The sequence below is a fragment of the Neisseria sp. P0001.S005 genome (assembly GCF_051963715.1).
Genome location: NZ_JBQCTZ010000033.1, coordinates 1 through 15897 on the forward strand (window position 1 = coordinate 1; position 15897 = coordinate 15897).

Consider the following 15897-nt stretch of genomic DNA (forward strand, 5'->3'; position numbering starts at 1 on the left):
AGCCATTCGTTTGATGGCTGTCATGTGTTTTATCTTTTTAAAAATCACAAATTCGTCTGTGATATTGTGCTTTTCAGGCGTGTAGCCTTCTGAAATGTGAATATAAGATTCATGTTTTTACGTGTTATCTTCTTGTTAAATATGGAAAACAAAATAAGTTAATAAATTTAATAAACAAGATTTATTTTGCAATTTTAGAATAAAATTCTACAAAATGGAAAAAAATAAAATTTTATGCCAATTTAAAAATTGTTCAAATTTGTTGTAATCCTGTGTAATCTGTCGGGAATCGCTTTATTGCAAAGGCTGTAACTGCTATGATTGCCGTCTGAAACGTTACCCTCAAGAGGATTCATTATGACTGATCCACGCCAAGTCTTCTATATTTCCGACCGAACCGGCCTGACCGCTGAAAATATCGGTGAAGCCTTGCTGAACCAATTTGGCAATGTTGAGTTCAAACGCCATACCTATCCGTTTATCGATACGCCTGAAAAAGCGCGTGCTGTTGTAGACAAAGTCAACCAGTCAGCTGAAAAATTCGGTGTGCGCCCGATTGCTTTTGTCAGTGTGGTCAATGACGAAATCCGTGAAATCATCAAGAAAGCCAATGCGTTCCATATTAATTTCTTTGAAACCTTTCTCGGTCTTTTGGAAAAGGAACTCAATACGGAGGCAGTTGCTGCCCGGCAGGGGCACCACAGTATCGGCAATACTCAACGCTATGATGCGCGTATGGAGGCGGTCAATTTTTCACTGAATCATGATGACGGCGTCAGCGATAAAAACCTGCAGGAAGCGGATGTGATTTTGATGGGCGTGTCCCGTTCGGGTAAAACGCCGACCTGTCTCTATCTGGCCCTGCAATACGGTATCCGCGCCGCAAACTATCCATTGATTCCCGATGATTTGGAATCGACCGATTTGCCGCGTATGGTCAAACCTTATAAAGACAAGCTGTTCGGTTTGACCATTCAGCCTGAGCGTCTGCAGGCTATCCGTCAGGAACGCCGTCCTAATTCGACCTATGCCAAAATCGATACTTGCCGCAGCGAGATTGCTGATGCGCAAAATATGTTCAAACGCCACGGTGTACCGTTTACCAATACAACCGATAAATCAGTGGAAGAACTCGCCGTTCATATCTTGCAGGCTTGTAAGCTGAAACGCCGTTTCTAAATGAAATGATAAAAGGCCGTCTGAAACTTCAGACGGCCTTTTTTTATTTTGTATATTAAGTCTTAGGCAAGGTAACACCGGTTTGTCCCATGTATTTACCGTTTCGGTCTTTGTATGAAGTTTCGCAGACTTCATCGCTTTCAAAGAACAAGACTTGAGCCACGCCTTCGCCGGCATAGATTTTGGCAGGCAGGGGGGTGGTATTGGAAAACTCAAGCGTAACGTAGCCTTCCCACTCAGGCTCAAACGGGGTAACGTTGACGATGATGCCGCAGCGAGCATAGGTGGATTTACCCAAGCAGACAGTCAGAACGTTGCGCGGGATGCGGAAATATTCGACTGTGCGCGCCAAAGCAAAGGAGTTGGGCGGAATGATGCAGCAGTCGTCTTCGACTGTAACGAAGTTTTTCGGGTCGAAGTTTTTCGGGTCGACGATGGTGCTGTTGATATTGGTGAAGATTTTAAATTCGTTGGCACAGCGGATGTCGTAGCCGTAGCTGGATGTGCCGTAGGAAATGATGCGCTGGCCGTTGGCCTCTTTGATTTGGTTGGGCTCAAACGGCTCAATCATGCCGTGTTCTTCGGCCATGCGGCGTATCCATTTGTCGGATTTAATGCTCATGGTGGTTGTCCTGAGGTAAGGGTTGTTTGGAAATTCTTTGAAATCAACAAGACAGCCTTTAGACAGGCTTGTCAATTGATGTTTCAGACGGCCTAAAATCCGGATAAGGCCGTCTGAAAGGCTGTTTATTTGGTTTTGGAAGCAGATTTCTTAGGCAGTTTGACTTCTTTAATCATACCGTCTTCGCATTTCATGATGAAGACTGGTGTGCCGTTTTGGGAGGCAGTAAAGTTTCCATGCGCCCTGCCTTTTTTGAACACGCCCTCCAGCGTCATATTGCGTAATTTGGCGCTGTTGGAGGAGAAAGGTTCGATAAAGGTTTCGCTGTTGCCGGAAACGGTATATACGCCTTTTCCGTCAAATTTGCCGTTTTTAAAGGCGCCGACATAGCTGCGGCCGTCCTGGCATTTCCATGTGCCTTTACCGGATGGTTTGCCGTCTTTGCCGACATCGCCATCGTAAACGCAACCTTTTTCCTGATAAGGATTGATGGTTTCGGCAATGGCAGGCGTACCCAGCATGAAGGCGACGGGAAGTAGGGCGAGGTATTTCATCATGATTGTTCCTTTTTGCAGGCGGTTTCAGACGGCCTGATATTGGGATTCAAAAGTCAGCAGGGTTTCAGCAATGCGGCGTGGCAATATGGCTAAAGCGTGTTCGCGCATGGATGCAGGGATACCGTAGTAGGCTTCGGCAATGCTACCGGTAATGGCCGCCAAGGTATCGCTGTCTCCGCCTAGGGAAACCGCCAGTCGGATGGCGTGTTCAAAATCATCGCTTTCAAGAAAGGCGGTAACTGCTTGAGGTACGGTGTCCTGACAGCTTTCGTTAAAATGATAATGTGGGCGGATTTGGTCGCAACTTTGGCTCAAATCATAGCCGAATTGTCGCGTAATGTTTTCTTTGAGTTGCGCTTTGCCCATACCGGTACGCGCCCAAAAGATGGCGGCGGCTACGGCTTGCGCGCCTTTAATGCCTTCAGGGTGGTTGTGCGTTACGGCGGCGGATTGTTCGGCAAAATGCAAGGTTTCTTCCAATGTAGCAAATGCCCAGCCAACGGCAGAAACACGCATGGCAGAGCCGTTGCCCCAGCTATTATAAGGTTCCGGATCTTTCCATTCTATCCATTGTGAGAAGCGGCCGCCATATGCGCCTTTAGGGCAGGGATATGCCCTACACCAGCCTTGTAAAATAGAGGCTAAATGATCGTTGCAGCCTTGTAAAACCCAGTCGGCAATGGCAACAGTGCAAATCGTGTCATCGGTAAAGTCGCTGTCGGGGCTGAAAATATCGAAATCGGTATGACGGTAGTTGTCAAACTCAAATCGTGATCCGGCAATATCGCCGATGACTGCGCCCAACATCATGACATCCTTTCTGATACTTTTATTTATATTTCAGACGGCCTTTGATATTTCCCAATCAAAAGGCCGTCTGAAAAATTACTCTTGCCAGCCGCCCAAATAAGAAACCAGTTCTTCCAACATGGTGCTGATGGCTTCGGTCATCAGGATTTGCGAGGCAAAGGCGAGGCTGGCGGCATCGTCGCCGTTGCTTTCCGCTTCTTCTTGCAAAACGTCCAGATACTGGATGCGTTTGAGTGTAAAGTCTTGGGTAAGGATGAATGCGATTTGTTCTCGCCATACCAAGCCAAGCTGGGTAACAGTTTTGCCGTTTTTGACGTGTTGTACCACTTCATCGGCGGTCAGGTCTTGTTTGGAAACTTTGACGACCGGGACAACATCGCCTACGCCTTTGAGTTCGCAATCGCTGTCCAATTCAAAACCGCCCTCACAGTGGCCTTGCAGCAGCCAGCTGGTCATCAGGGAGGAGGGCGATTGTTTGGTGTTGGGCAGGGCGGCTTCCAAACCACCCAACGCTTCGCGCAGTTTGGTCAGGATATTTTCCGCTTTGGCAGAGGCGGCATTGTTGACCAAAAGATACCCGTGGCGCGTGTCGAAAATCGCCTGTGTGCGGCTGCTGCGCGTAAAAGCACGGGGCAGCAGGTCGTCAGTAATCTGTTCTTTCAGCTCTTGTTTTTCCTTGCGACCGACATTACGCGCTTCGTTGTTTTGGATTTCCAAAACCTTTTCATCCAAAATATCGCGGATCACGCCGGCAGGCAGGACTTTTTCTTCTTTTTTCAGGGCAACGCGCCAAGTGTAATCGGCAGGGAAAACCAGCTCGGGCGAAAAGGAAACCGGCGTGACAAAGCCTTCGCTAAACCAGTCCAAACCCTGACAATGGGCAAATTCGGATTGCGCCAATTTGTCGGCAAGAACTTCCAATTCGGGCAACTTGTCTTTGTTGAGCGGATAAAAACTGATTTGCTTAAACCACATGGCGAGTTTTCCTTTTTATTAAAACCGGCATTATACAGGGAAAATAACATACGGAAATCGGCAGCACCTTTAAAAATGCAGTAAAAGCGTTGACAGAAGAAAAGGCTTTCTGTATAGTTCGCGCTTCGGTTATGCGCCCATCGTCTAGAGGCCTAGGACACTGCCCTTTCACGGCGGCAACCGGGGTTCGAATCCCCGTGGGCGTGCCAAAATTCTTAAAAAACGCTCCTGCTTTTGCAGGGGCGTTTTTTGTTTTCAGACGGCCTGTCGCTGTGAAAATATCTTTAAATTGGTTTACAATAATGCCATTCTGAATCTTAACGAGAGAAAACAATGTTAGACATCCAATTGCTCCGCAGCAATACCGCCGCAGTTGCCGAACGTTTGGCCACCCGCGGTTACGAGTTTGATACCGCGCGTTTCAACGCTTTGGAAGAACAACGCAAAGCCGTTCAAGTGAAAACAGAAGAGTTGCAGGCTTCACGCAACAGTATTTCTAAACAAATTGGTGCGTTGAAAGGCCAAGGTAAACACGAAGAGGCTCAAGCTGCAATGGATCAGGTTGCTCAAATCAAAGTGGATTTGGAGCAGGCTGCCGCTGATTTGGATGCTGTTCAGAAAGAATTGGACGCATGGTTGTTGACCATTCCGAACCTGCCGCATGAAAGCGTACCTGCCGGTGAAGATGAAACGGAAAACGTTGAAGTCCGCAAAGTCGGTACGCCGCGAGAATTTGACTTTGAAATCAAAGACCATGTTGATTTGGGCGAGCCTTTGGGTTTGGATTTCGAAGGCGGTGCGAAACTGTCTGGCGCGCGCTTTACCGTGATGAAAGGTCAAATCGCCCGTCTGCATCGCGCTTTGGCTCAGTTCATGCTGGACACGCACACGCTGAAACACGGCTATACTGAACATTACACGCCTTACATCGTGGACGATCTGACCCTGCAAGGTACGGGTCAACTGCCTAAATTTGCAGAAGATTTGTTCCACGTTACACGCGGCGGCGACGAGAGTAAGAAAACGCAATATCTGATTCCGACCGCCGAGGTGACGCTGACCAATACTGTTGCCGACAGCATCGTGGCTGGCAGCGATTTGCCGTTGAAATTGACTGCGCATTCCCCATGTTTCCGTTCCGAAGCGGGCGCATACGGCAAAGACGTGCGCGGTTTGATTCGCCAGCACCAATTCGACAAAGTGGAAATGGTGCAAATCGTTCATCCGGAAAAATCATACGAAGCGCTGGAAGAAATGGTCGGTCATGCTGAAAATATTTTGAAAGCGTTGGAACTGCCATACCGCGTGATCACTTTGTGTACCGGCGACATGGGCTTCGGCGCAACCAAAACCTACGACTTGGAAGTTTGGGTTCCTGCGCAAAATACCTACCGTGAAATTTCCAGCTGCTCCAACTGCGAAGATTTTCAAGCTCGCCGCATGAAAGCGCGTTTCAAAGATGAAAACGGTAAAAACCGTTTGGTGCATACTTTGAACGGCTCAGGCTTGGCAGTCGGCCGTACTTTGGTGGCGGTTTTGGAAAACCATCAAAATGCCGACGGCAGCATTAATGTTCCTGCTGCGTTGCAACCGTATATGGGCGGCGTGACCAAATTGGAAGTAAAATAATCGCTGTTTAAAAGAAAAAGGCCGTCTGAAACTTGGGTTCAGACGGCCTTTTCTATGATTGAGTAATTATTTGTTGTGTTGACGGAAATATTCCCATTCTTCGACAACGGTACCGTCAGGCAAGTGGCACACGCCGTATTCGTTGCCGTCTTTGTCTCTTTTGATTTCGGATTTGCCGCCTTGTTTGACGCAGAATTCGGAAGCCGGATTGGCCACGCCGACGTTAGGAGATTCTTGTTTTTCAGAAGCGGAGCAGGCGGCCAAAGCGGTTGCGGCAGTGAGGCTAAGGATGATGGGTTTGATCATGGTGTGTCTTTCATTTGAAAGATAAAAACAAGCGGATTATAGGGGGTGCTTGCGTTTAATTGAGTTAACCAGATTAAAGGCCGTCTGAAAAGTTTTCAGACGGCCTTTAGTTTAGGAAGTCAAACCAGATTATTTGGCTGCTTCGGCTTTTTCTGCTTTTTCGCCTTCTTTAGCAAAGTATTTGGCGTAAATTTTGTCGTATTCGCCACTTTCGCGTACTTTTTTCAGCGCATCGTTCAACATTTTGATGGTGGCTTCGTCGCCTTTGCGTGCAGCGATACCGTAGTTTTCGATGGTGAAGTCAGGCAGGGAGATGAAATCCAGGCCTTTGGTCGGGTTGTTTTTCACATAGTTGGCAATGACTGCGCTGTCGCTGACTACAGAATCCAAACCGCCGTTTTCCAATTCTTTGATAATCAGGGGAACGCTTTCAAAGCGGGCGATTTTCGGATTGTCGTTGCCCAAGAGTTTGGAAACGGAGAAGTCGCCTGTGTAGCCGGTTACCACGCCGACTTTGGCCATGTTTTTCAGGTCTTCGGAAGAAGCCACTTTTTTGCCTTTGGGAACGAGAACAACTTGGGTGATTTCAAAGTATGGATCGCTGAAGAGCATGCTTTGTTTACGGTCGTCAGTGATGGTTACGCCGGACATTACGATGTCCACGTCGCCGTTGTTCAGAGAAGGGAAGAGGCTTTCCCATGGCTGGTGTTTGAATTCGACTTTGAAGTTGCCGGCTTTGGCCATGGCATTCATCAAATCTACGTCAAAACCTTCTACTTTGCCGGCAGAATCCAAAGATTCAAATGGGGCAAACTCGGCGTTAGAGCCGACACGGTACACTTTATCGGCAGGAGCAGAGGCATTGTTGCTTTGACCGCCGCAGGCAGTCAGGGCAAGGGCGGAGCAAGCGAGGGCAGTGGCCAGCCATTTTTTCATGTTCATGATATGTGCTTTCTTAATAAAATGTTAACGGATAAAATCTTAGTTTAGCATAATTTTGTGAACAAACTAGCCGAAATCAGTGGTCTTTTTCTCGGAAAAATGCGTAGGTTACGTCATGGAAGAGGTCGGTGTGCGGACTGTCTTCGTAGCTCAATTCCGCCAACGCGTCTTCAAAGGCAAGCTGGATGGATTCTACGGCATCGTTGGCCATGTCGGAGGGCAGGGAGCGGATAAGGCCTTTGAGTGCGGTAGCGAGGACGTGGTTTTGCATACGCAAAGCGTCGTTGGCCTCTTCCAGATATTCGAGGCGTTGTTCGATGCTGCTCATGATGTATCCTTGAGTATTAAATAAAATAGTGATTATATAGCGAATTAATATTAAAATGTGACGCTTGCGCCGGCTTGCCGGATATGTCCAACCATCGGCCGTATTTCAAGTGATTTTAGGTTTGAATGCGGTTCACAATAAAAATGAAAAAACGAGATTATTATGGAAAACAACCGTCTTGACCCCACAGCCCTCGAGGAAGAAGACCTGAATTGGGAAAAACGCTTGGAAAGATTGCGTCAGGCACGACAATTCAATACCGCGCCGACCCATGCGCCATTGGTCAAAAAATCGGAAGAGGCTGTCGATGTTGCGCCCAAAACCGCGTCTAAAAAAGAATATAAATTGGATGCGGACAATCGTGAAAAAGTGCTGCAGGAGTATTTGTACCGCTGGCAGCTGGAACACAATACCGCCCTTGCCGAAGATGGTGAAGCAGCGGAAACCGATGCGATGGTGGTTTTGCAGGACAACTGGTTGAGCGCGCAATCAGCATTGCAGGCCGCGGCTTCAGAGCGTCATATTGAATCCACCCGCACTGTCAGACTGAATCCGAAATCAGGTGCCGTAGATTTTGATGCGCCTGAAGTGGAAGAAACTGAAAAACCGGAAAATGATGATGCGCAAGCGGCTGAAGAGGCGGTTTCAGACGGCCTTGAAAAAGAACCGGCCATCAATGTCCATATCAATGTATTGAACCCGCAAGCGATTGGCCGTCGGGAAGTATTCTGCGTTTCTGAAAAAGATTTGACCGAGCGTCTGATTAAACGTTTGCGCCCCCATGTGGCCGATGCAGTCAACGGCATGATTCGGATTGCCGTGCAAAAACAAATGGCTGTGTTCACTTACCAATTGCAGCAAATGCTGAACGAGCAGGCGCCGGGCTTGGTGGAAGATGTATTGGAACACAACGTCAAACGTATTTTGGACGATATGAAGACTGAAATGAAATACCGCCGTTGAGTATCCTGGCCATCTGAAAAGTTTCAGACGGCCTTTGGCGTAAAATTCCCTTAAAATTTTACGAAGCGTGTATAATAGCGGATCACGTTTTCGTGATAAATATCCTTTCTAAATAGTTGATATGCCCGATGCAGAATCGGGCATTTTTTTTGAGATTGTTATGAATAAAAACAAAATCATTGTATTGCTGATTGCTCTGGTTGCCGTATTTGCCTATCAAAAAATGCAAAACAAGCAGCCGGTACAATCGCAGAATCAGCAGAAAATAGAAGCCGTTCAAAAACAAAATAATGCGGGCAAAAAGAATGCCGATACGGCTCAGCAGCAAATCGGTTCGGACAAGGAATCAGCCGAAGCGGTTTTGAAACAGGCGTTTGAAAACGAACAAAGCGATATTCAGGTTGAGGGCGAGGGCACGGTATGGAAAACCCTGCCGGATGACAACAAAGGCACGCGCCATCAACGCTTTATCTTGAAGCTTTCCAGCGGTCAAACGCTTTTGGTGGCGCATAATATCGACCTTGCCGATAAGATTAAGGGTTTGAAAAAAGGCGATAAAGTAGCATTTTACGGCGAATACGAATGGTCGGAGCAGGGCGGCGTTATCCATTGGACGCATCATGATCCGGCAGGCCGGCATACTGACGGCTGGTTGAAACACGATGGCCGCCTTTATCAGTAAAAACGGTTTTCCTGTTTTTTCAGACGGCCCGAAACACGGCCTTCGGCTTGAAAGATGGTAGAAATCGGCGCAAAATGTTAACAAGTTAAACAGACGGAAAAATATTGTTCCGTCCATTGGAATATACAGTAGATTGGAGAATAAATGAACAAAAAACTTCATCCGCAAACGCTGGCCATCCGGGGCGGCAAAGAGCAGACCGAATATCGTGAACACAATCAGGCGCTGTTTTTGACCAGCAGCTTCATGTGGGAAAGCGCGCAACATGCGGCAGATTTGTTTTCCAAAAAAATTAAAGGCTTTACCTATACCCGTACAGCCAATCCGACTACTGCCGCTTTTGAAAAACGCATTGCCGCATTGGAAGGCGCAGAGCGCGCGGTAGCCACTTCGACCGGTATGTCTGCAATTCAGGCGGCGTTTTTTACCTTCTTGCAAGCCGGCGACCACGTTGTTTCCAGCCGCAGCCTGTTCGGCACGACCGTTGGTTTCATCAACAACATCGTTACCAAGTTCGGCATCGAAGTCAGCCATGTATCACCGGTTGATGTAGATGAATGGAAAGCGGCCATCAAGCCCAATACCAAACTGTTTTTCTTGGAAACTCCGTCCAACCCATTGGGCGAAGTTGCCGATTTGGAAGCTTTGGCAGAACTGGCACACAGCATTGGCGCGCTTTTGGTGGTGGACAATAGCCTCTTGTCGCCAGCCGGTTCGCAGCCTTTGAAACACGGTGCGGATATTTCTGTTTCTTCCGCAACCAAAGCGATTGACGGACACGGCCGCGTGATGGGCGGCGTGTTGGCCGGTTCGGAAGAATTGATGACGCAAGTTGCCATGTATTGCAACTCTTGCGGTTTGGCGATGTCTCCGTTTAACGCATGGCAGTTGTTGGGCGGTGTAGAAACCTTGTCGCTGCGTATGGAAAAACAGTTTGACAATGCGTTAAAAATCGCCCAATGGCTGCAACAACAGCCGCAAGTCCAAGCCGTGTACTACACCGGTTTACCCGACCATCCGCAGGCAGAGCTTATCCGCAAGCAACAAAACGGTGGCGGCATCGTCATTGGCTTTGAAGTTGCCGACCAAGAAGCCGCATGGAAAGTCGTGGACGGCGTGGAGCTTTTCTCCCGTACTGCCAACCTCGGCGACGTGCGCTCAACCATCACTCATCCGTGGACAACGACCCACGGCCGTATGCAGCCTGAAGAAAAACTCGCCGCCAATATCCGCCCGGGCTTGATCCGTCTCTCTGTCGGTTTGGAACACATCGACGATTTGATTGATGATTTGCAACAAGCATTGAACAAATAATCTAAAAACAAATTTCAGACGGCCTTAAATTTTAATAGGCCATCTGAAAGCAATTAAACACACATCTTAAGAATAAAAGGAAAAAAATAATGACTGAAGCAGAATTCGCCTCATGGGCAATGAAAATTCTACTGAGTGGCCTGATTATCTTTTTGGGCTTTATCGTTTGGAACTTGGGTAAAGAATCCAAAGCCGGCAAATTCGGCATTGCCATGCTCTTCTTGGTTTTGGGCTTGGGTGTGTTTGGGTTCGTATTTAAAGAATTGCTGATTAGCTTTTTGGTATTGCCGAAGTAAGCAGAAAGTTTGTAGATATAGAACGAGGCCGTCTGAAAAAATGTTCAGACGGCCTTTTGATTTGATGTTTTAAATTACGCCCAATTCTTGCAAGCCAAGCAATACGCCGTCTTCATCAACACTTGGGCAGACGAATTGTGCGGCAGCTTTGGCTGCTTCTTCGCCATTACCCATGGCAACGCCAAAGCCGACGGTTGACAGCATTTCCAAGTCGTTGAAGCTGTCGCCGAACGCCATTACTTTGCTCATATCAATCCCCAGTTTTTCCACTGCGTGGGCGATGCCGCGTGCTTTTGAACCTTCTTTGCGCAGCAGGTCCACAGCATATTCATGCCAGCGGACGGATTTGAAGCCTTGTTGCTGGGTTAGTGGGTGCAGGATTTTTTCTTCTTCCCTATCCACAAAGACCAACATTTGATAAACAGGTTGTTTGCGGAAATATTCTTTGTCAGTCAGGAAGTTGGGCAGGATATGTGATAAGCCTTCGATAACGCGCGGGGAATGGGAGGAAACGGCAATTTCTTGGTTGTTGACGAATGCGTAGTCTATTTTGTGTTGCTCAAGCAGGTTGATGGCGGTTTCGATGTCGGCAATATCCAAGGGGTAGCTTTGTAGGGGTTTGCCGCGAAAGGAAATATATTGACCGTTGATGGTAACGAGCATGTCGATACTGCATTCTTGAATCAAGGCTTTGACTTTGGCGGGAATGGCGGCTTCCGGACGGCCGGTGGCAATGGCAGTCAAAATGCCTTTGGCTTTCAATTCGCGCATGGCTTGGGCAACCGAAGGACGCAGGGTATCCGTGTATTTGCGGTAGAGGGTGTCGTCGATGTCAAAGAAGATGATTTCAGGGTTGTTCATGGTTTACTCATCGGGCTGGGTATACACAGCTTTCATTGAAAATTGTGTGAACAGCTTGTGTATAAATTGGTTTAGTATTTGATTGCTATTATAAAAATAAGTTCTGATTAAAATTTAGGCAGTTTTTGTTTTGAGAATAAAGCGGAAAGTTATTCACAATAGGCCGTCTGAAGATTTGGTTTTCAGACGGCCTTGTTTTAAGTAATCAAACGGATATTTTCTTTGTCTTGCCTGAATTTGTTTTTAATCACGATAGGCAGGCTGCTGTCGAAATACCAGCTTCCATCAGGCAATGCCAACGCGCCGCCGGCGCAGAGCAGGGTAATGCTGTTTCCGGTTAGGGGGTCGGTTTCGGTAATTTCAATTTCGTGCGCTTTGCCCCAATCGGTTACGGGGAGTAGGACGGCAAGCTCGGTAATGCGTTGGTTTTGATGTTTGATACCGTTTGGCTGGCGACAGTTGCCATTGCATTTTCCGACGGCCTCGACAGGGCAGGGTTCGCCTTTTGCGTAGCTGGTCGGCAAAATGTTGAGTGAATCTGGGCAGAGTTTGTGTTCTTGCGACCATTGCGTCAAGGCGCGTTTGGCTGCTTTTTTGTGGGCAAACAAACCGTAAGGGCGCCAATTTCTGGTGCCGCTGTTTAACAAGACAATGCGTGCTTGAAGGCTGCCGTGTTCGTCAGCGATAAAGCGGACGGTAGAAAACGATGTGGACTTTTCAGACGGCATCAGTTGGTATTCCTGCATGGTCTGGGCTTTGAGCCATAATGTATGGAGCTGTCCGACTGCCGGAATAAAACGGATGGAGGCTGCGGCTTTGATGTGCGGCGGCAGTTTTTTGCTGTGCAGCAGGGTAGCGGTTTCGCTGTATGCGCGTTCGTGTGCTTCAATGGCTTGGGCTTTGCCGAAATGGTCAAACCAAACCAATACGCCGTAACTGTCGGGCAGGGCGTAGAGCTGTTGGGCAAGCGAATCAGGCAACCAAGTGGGCAACATTTTCGGATTCATCAATACACGGACGTGTTCGTCCCATTGTTGATGATTTTTTTCTGCCAGACTTAATTCGAGATAATCACACAATGCGGCAACATCGGTCATGGCGCGGTGGCGGTTGGCCGTCTGAATGCCGGTGCGTTCGATAATGCTGTCGAGGCTGTGTTTGTAAAACTCAGGATAGAGACGACGCGACAGTTGAACCGTACAGAGCGAGGGTGCAGCAAAGTCAGTATGGATACGGGCAAACTCGTGGCGCAGGAAGGTGTAGTCAAAGCGGCTGTTGTGGGCAACAACCACTGCACCTTGCAATAGCGGCAACAAATCGGCTGCAATATCGGCAAAGACAGGCGCGTTTTTCACCGTTTCATCATGAATTCCGGTCAGTCTGGCAACAAATTCGGGAATGCTGCGGCAAGGATTGACCAATTGCTCGTAATGTGTGGCGCGTCCTTGCTCAAAACGAACAAGGGCGACTTCCGTTATCCTGTCTTGATAGAAATTTCCACCAGTCGTCTCCAAATCCACCACGACCACAGGCCGTCCCAAACGGGAAAATGCTTCGGATAAGAGCGGCCAGCGTGCGAAATCTGACATTTTATTCTCTGTAAATTCAATAGCAAATGCGCATTTTACACGCTGTCTGCAAGTTTTCCAAATAAAACGCTTGACAGTAAATAGCCCTCTCTTTATAATTCAAATCTTTCTTGATGCACCCGTAGCTCAGTTGGATAGAGTATCTGGCTACGAACCAGAGGGTCGGGCGTTCGAATCGCTCCGGGTGCGCCACAGAAAATCTCCGCGCCCATCGTCTAGCGGTTAGGACATCGCCCTTTCACGGCGGTAACCGGGGTTCGATTCCCCGTGGGCGTGCCAGTTTATAAAAAAGCGCAATCTGTTTCAGATTGCGCTTTTTTACGTCTATCGGTTTTGAAATGATTTGAACCTCTCTTTTTATCTGCTAACGCTGGTTGGCATTTGTCATAATCTACTAAAAGCATTTATTATTACATATCTAATAATCATAATTTAAGGGAAAACGTTCATGGTGTGGCGGTTTGTGTTGCCTGTTTGGGTGGTTGGTGTAGTGCTTTCGTTTGCGCTGCCGTTTGTGCCGCCATGGTGGGCTTGGTTATCTGTAATCATTGGTACGCTTGCGTTGTGTCGAAGATTTGCTGTGGCTTGGTTGGTGCTGGCTGTTTGCGTGGGCATGGCGTTTGGAGTGTGGCGGACCGGGCTGGTTTTGGCTGGTCAATGGCCTGTGGAGGCGGCAGCTAAAGTTTTGACGGTTGAAGTGGCGGATATGCCGCGTGATGATGGTCGGCGCGTGCAGTTTGCGGCAAGGGCTTGGGATGAGCGTGGGCAGGCTTTTGATTTGATGTTGTCGGATTATCAGCGGCGTGATTGGGCGGTGGGCAGCAGGTGGTCTGTATCGGCGCGGGTAAGGCCGGTGATCGGTGAAGTGAATGTGCGCGGTTTGAACCGTGAAACATGGGCTTTGGCCAATGGTATCGATGGCATGGGTACGTTGGGGCGCGACAGGAAAATCGTGCGGCAAGGTGGCGGTTTGGGTTTGGCTAATATGCGTGATGCGGTAAGCCGGAGTTGGCAGAGAACGGCGAATAAGTATCCTAAGTTTTCAGACGGCATAGGGCTGATGCGTGCTTTGAGTATTGGCGAGCAATCGGCATTGCGGCCGTCTTTGTGGCAGGCATTCCGTCCTTTGGGGCTGACACACTTGGTCAGTATTTCGGGCTTGCATGTGACGATGGTGGCGGTATTGTTTGCCTGGCTGATTAAGCGAATTTTCCGTTATTTGCCGTGGATTCCGGCAAAACCGCGTGTGTGGGTATTGGCCGGCGGTGTTGCCGGTGCTTTGTTTTATGCGCTTTTGGCCGGTTTTTCCGTGCCGACGCAACGCAGTGTGTTGATGTTAGCTGCGTTTGCGTGGGCATGGTGGCGTGGCAGTGGCGGCTCGGGCTGGACGGCGTGGTGGCAGGCTTTGGCCGTTGTTTTGTTGTTGGACCCGTTGGCTGTATTGGCCGTGGGAACTTGGCTGTCATTCGGTTTGGTTGCTGCTTTGATTTGGGCTTCATCAGGCCGTCTGAAAGAGTCGGGTTGGCGTTTGGCTGTACGGGGGCAATGGGCGGCGACGGTATTGTCGGTGGTATTGTTGGGCTATTTGTTTGCTTCGTTACCTTTGCTCAGTCCGTTGATCAATGTGCTGGCTATTCTTTGGTTTTCTTGGGTGTTGACGCCGTTGGCTTTGCTGGGTTCGGTTTTTCCGTTTGAACTTGTTCAGTTGGTAGCGGCATTTTTGGCGGAATATACTTTACGCGGTTTGGTATGGCTGGCTACGGTATCGCCTGAATTTGCCGTCGCAGCGGCGCCTGTGCCTTTGCTGGTGTTGGCGATGATGGCGGCTTTGCTGTTATTGCTGCCTAAAGGAATGGGCTTGAAACCTTGGGCATGTCTGGTTTTATTGGGTTTTGTGTTTTACCGTCCTGCCAAGTTGGAGGAGGGAGTGGCAAGAGTTACCGTGATGGATGCAGGGCAAGGTTTGTCGGTGTTGATACAAACGCGTAACCGCAATCTTTTGTTTGATACGGGAACGGAACAAGTGGCGCAAACAGGTATTGTTCCGAGTTTGAACGCTATGGGCGTGCGCCGTTTGGACAGCCTGATTTTGTCGCACCATGATATTGACCATGACGGCGGTTTTCAAAGTGTAGCGGCTGTCGGTACCGATAAATTGCTTGCCGGACAACCTGAGTTTTATCCGAATGCAGAGTTTTGCCAAGAAGACAAATGGCAATGGGACGGTGTAGATTTCGAGTTGCTCAGGCCGTCTGAAAATACGGGCAAGGAAGATAACGACCAAAGCTGCGTGTTGCGTGTCGTGGCAAACGGCAAAGCCTTGTTGATAACCGGCGATTTGGGCGTGAAGGGCGAGGCCGGTTTGATTGAGAAATACGGCAATGCGCTGTATAGCCAAGTGTTGGTATTGGGCCATCACGGCAGCAGCACGGCTTCGTCGGGCAGCTTTCTGCATACGGTTTCGCCGCAATATGCCGTGGCATCCAGCGGCTATGCCAATGCCTACAAACATCCGACCGTTGCCGTACAAAATCGTGTCCGCGCGCACGGCATTACTTTGTTGAGAACGGATTTGTCAGGCGCGTTGGTGTTTGCTTTGGGACAGGGCGATATATTTCAAGGTCGTCTGAAAAAGGATAAGTTTTATTGGCAGAAGAAACCGTTTGAGTAAAAAGGCTAAAAGGCCGTCTGAAAGACTTTTCAGACGGCCTTGATATTTTTTATTGACGGGCATTATCCAAATTTTGTGTGAATCTAATTGTGGATAGTTTGATTTGATATTTGATAATAAAGAATAAATTGATTGTGATGAAAAAATAGGCAGTTTAGAAATAGGGTAATAAT

General features: G+C 48.4%; 16 protein-coding genes and 3 tRNA genes. 10 read left to right on the forward strand and 9 right to left on the reverse strand.

Annotation, left to right across the window (positions count from 1 at the left end; translation table 11 throughout):
• The first annotated feature begins 357 nt into the window (after positions 1-357).
• Positions 358-1179: a posphoenolpyruvate synthetase regulatory kinase/phosphorylase PpsR gene (gene ppsR, locus ACTHSP_RS06525; protein WP_036491303.1), complete on the forward strand. Its 822-nt coding sequence runs from the start codon at positions 358-360 to the stop codon at positions 1177-1179.
• Between the two features lie 55 nt (positions 1180-1234).
• On the opposite strand, the gene dcd is transcribed toward ppsR, so the two are convergent.
• The 4 genes from dcd to ACTHSP_RS06545 form a co-directional block, all read right to left on the reverse strand.
• Positions 1235-1801: a dCTP deaminase gene (dcd, locus tag ACTHSP_RS06530; RefSeq protein WP_003680541.1), complete on the reverse strand. Its 567-nt coding sequence runs from the start codon at positions 1799-1801 to the stop codon at positions 1235-1237.
• 125 nt (positions 1802-1926) lie between these two features.
• Positions 1927-2358 (reverse strand): hypothetical protein, encoded by a 432-nt coding sequence (locus ACTHSP_RS06535; RefSeq protein ID WP_440345843.1) that lies wholly within the window; start codon positions 2356-2358, stop codon positions 1927-1929.
• A 24-nt stretch (positions 2359-2382) separates the two neighbouring features.
• The gene (locus ACTHSP_RS06540; protein WP_440345850.1) at positions 2383-3165 is read right to left on the reverse strand and encodes an ADP-ribosylglycohydrolase family protein; all 783 of its coding nucleotides are present in this window, start codon (positions 3163-3165) and stop codon (positions 2383-2385) included.
• A gap of 78 nt (positions 3166-3243) precedes the next feature.
• Positions 3244-4143, reverse strand: a complete 900-nt coding sequence (locus ACTHSP_RS06545) for a recombination-associated protein RdgC (RefSeq protein WP_254323122.1) — start codon at positions 4141-4143, stop codon at positions 3244-3246.
• 133 nt (positions 4144-4276) lie between these two features.
• Between ACTHSP_RS06545 and ACTHSP_RS06550 the strand changes: the two genes are divergently transcribed.
• Both ACTHSP_RS06550 and serS read left to right on the forward strand, forming a co-directional pair.
• Positions 4277-4352: transfer RNA gene (locus ACTHSP_RS06550), tRNA-Glu, on the forward strand.
• 124 nt (positions 4353-4476) lie between these two features.
• Positions 4477-5772 carry a serine--tRNA ligase gene (serS, locus tag ACTHSP_RS06555; protein ID WP_440345844.1) on the forward strand — a complete coding sequence of 432 codons (1296 nt, stop codon included), beginning with the start codon at positions 4477-4479 and terminating at the stop codon, positions 5770-5772.
• Positions 5773-5838: 66 nt separating this feature from the next.
• Here the strand turns inward: serS and ACTHSP_RS06560 are convergent, their stop codons facing one another.
• The 3 genes from ACTHSP_RS06560 to ACTHSP_RS06570 form a co-directional block, all read right to left on the reverse strand.
• Positions 5839-6078, reverse strand: coding sequence for a putative hemolysin (locus ACTHSP_RS06560; RefSeq protein WP_070712002.1), 240 nt, complete (start codon positions 6076-6078; stop codon positions 5839-5841).
• Between the two features lie 129 nt (positions 6079-6207).
• Positions 6208-7020, reverse strand: a complete 813-nt coding sequence (locus ACTHSP_RS06565; RefSeq protein ID WP_003747411.1) for a basic amino acid ABC transporter substrate-binding protein — start codon at positions 7018-7020, stop codon at positions 6208-6210.
• Positions 7021-7096: 76 nt separating this feature from the next.
• Positions 7097-7348, reverse strand: coding sequence for an NGO1151 family protein (locus ACTHSP_RS06570; protein WP_003680526.1), 252 nt, complete (start codon positions 7346-7348; stop codon positions 7097-7099).
• A 162-nt stretch (positions 7349-7510) separates the two neighbouring features.
• Between ACTHSP_RS06570 and ACTHSP_RS06575 the strand changes: the two genes are divergently transcribed.
• The 4 genes from ACTHSP_RS06575 to ACTHSP_RS06590 all read left to right on the forward strand — a co-directional run bounded on the left by ACTHSP_RS06575 (position 7511) and on the right by ACTHSP_RS06590 (position 10603).
• Positions 7511-8311, forward strand: coding sequence for a hypothetical protein (locus ACTHSP_RS06575; protein WP_440345845.1), 801 nt, complete (start codon positions 7511-7513; stop codon positions 8309-8311).
• A 121-nt stretch (positions 8312-8432) separates the two neighbouring features.
• Positions 8433-8993, forward strand: a complete 561-nt coding sequence (locus ACTHSP_RS06580; RefSeq protein ID WP_440345846.1) for a DUF3465 domain-containing protein — start codon at positions 8433-8435, stop codon at positions 8991-8993.
• A gap of 144 nt (positions 8994-9137) precedes the next feature.
• The gene (gene metZ, locus ACTHSP_RS06585) at positions 9138-10307 is read left to right on the forward strand and encodes an O-succinylhomoserine sulfhydrylase (protein ID WP_440345847.1); all 1170 of its coding nucleotides are present in this window, start codon (positions 9138-9140) and stop codon (positions 10305-10307) included.
• A gap of 89 nt (positions 10308-10396) precedes the next feature.
• Positions 10397-10603, forward strand: a complete 207-nt coding sequence (locus ACTHSP_RS06590) for a DUF2788 domain-containing protein (RefSeq protein ID WP_003680520.1) — start codon at positions 10397-10399, stop codon at positions 10601-10603.
• A 69-nt stretch (positions 10604-10672) separates the two neighbouring features.
• Here the strand turns inward: ACTHSP_RS06590 and ACTHSP_RS06595 are convergent, their stop codons facing one another.
• The gene (locus ACTHSP_RS06595; RefSeq protein ID WP_314512031.1) at positions 10673-11464 is read right to left on the reverse strand and encodes a Cof-type HAD-IIB family hydrolase; all 792 of its coding nucleotides are present in this window, start codon (positions 11462-11464) and stop codon (positions 10673-10675) included.
• 197 nt (positions 11465-11661) lie between these two features.
• Positions 11662-13053: an exonuclease domain-containing protein gene (locus ACTHSP_RS06600; protein ID WP_440345848.1), complete on the reverse strand. Its 1392-nt coding sequence runs from the start codon at positions 13051-13053 to the stop codon at positions 11662-11664.
• A gap of 115 nt (positions 13054-13168) precedes the next feature.
• Between ACTHSP_RS06600 and ACTHSP_RS06605 the strand changes: the two genes are divergently transcribed.
• The 3 genes from ACTHSP_RS06605 to ACTHSP_RS06615 all read left to right on the forward strand — a co-directional run bounded on the left by ACTHSP_RS06605 (position 13169) and on the right by ACTHSP_RS06615 (position 15724).
• Positions 13169-13245: transfer RNA gene (locus tag ACTHSP_RS06605), tRNA-Arg, on the forward strand.
• A gap of 12 nt (positions 13246-13257) precedes the next feature.
• Positions 13258-13332, forward strand: a tRNA-Glu gene (locus tag ACTHSP_RS06610).
• Positions 13333-13501: 169 nt separating this feature from the next.
• Positions 13502-15724 (forward strand): DNA internalization-related competence protein ComEC/Rec2, encoded by a 2223-nt coding sequence (locus tag ACTHSP_RS06615; protein WP_285071028.1) that lies wholly within the window; start codon positions 13502-13504, stop codon positions 15722-15724.
• Positions 15725-15897: the final 173 nt, after the last annotated feature.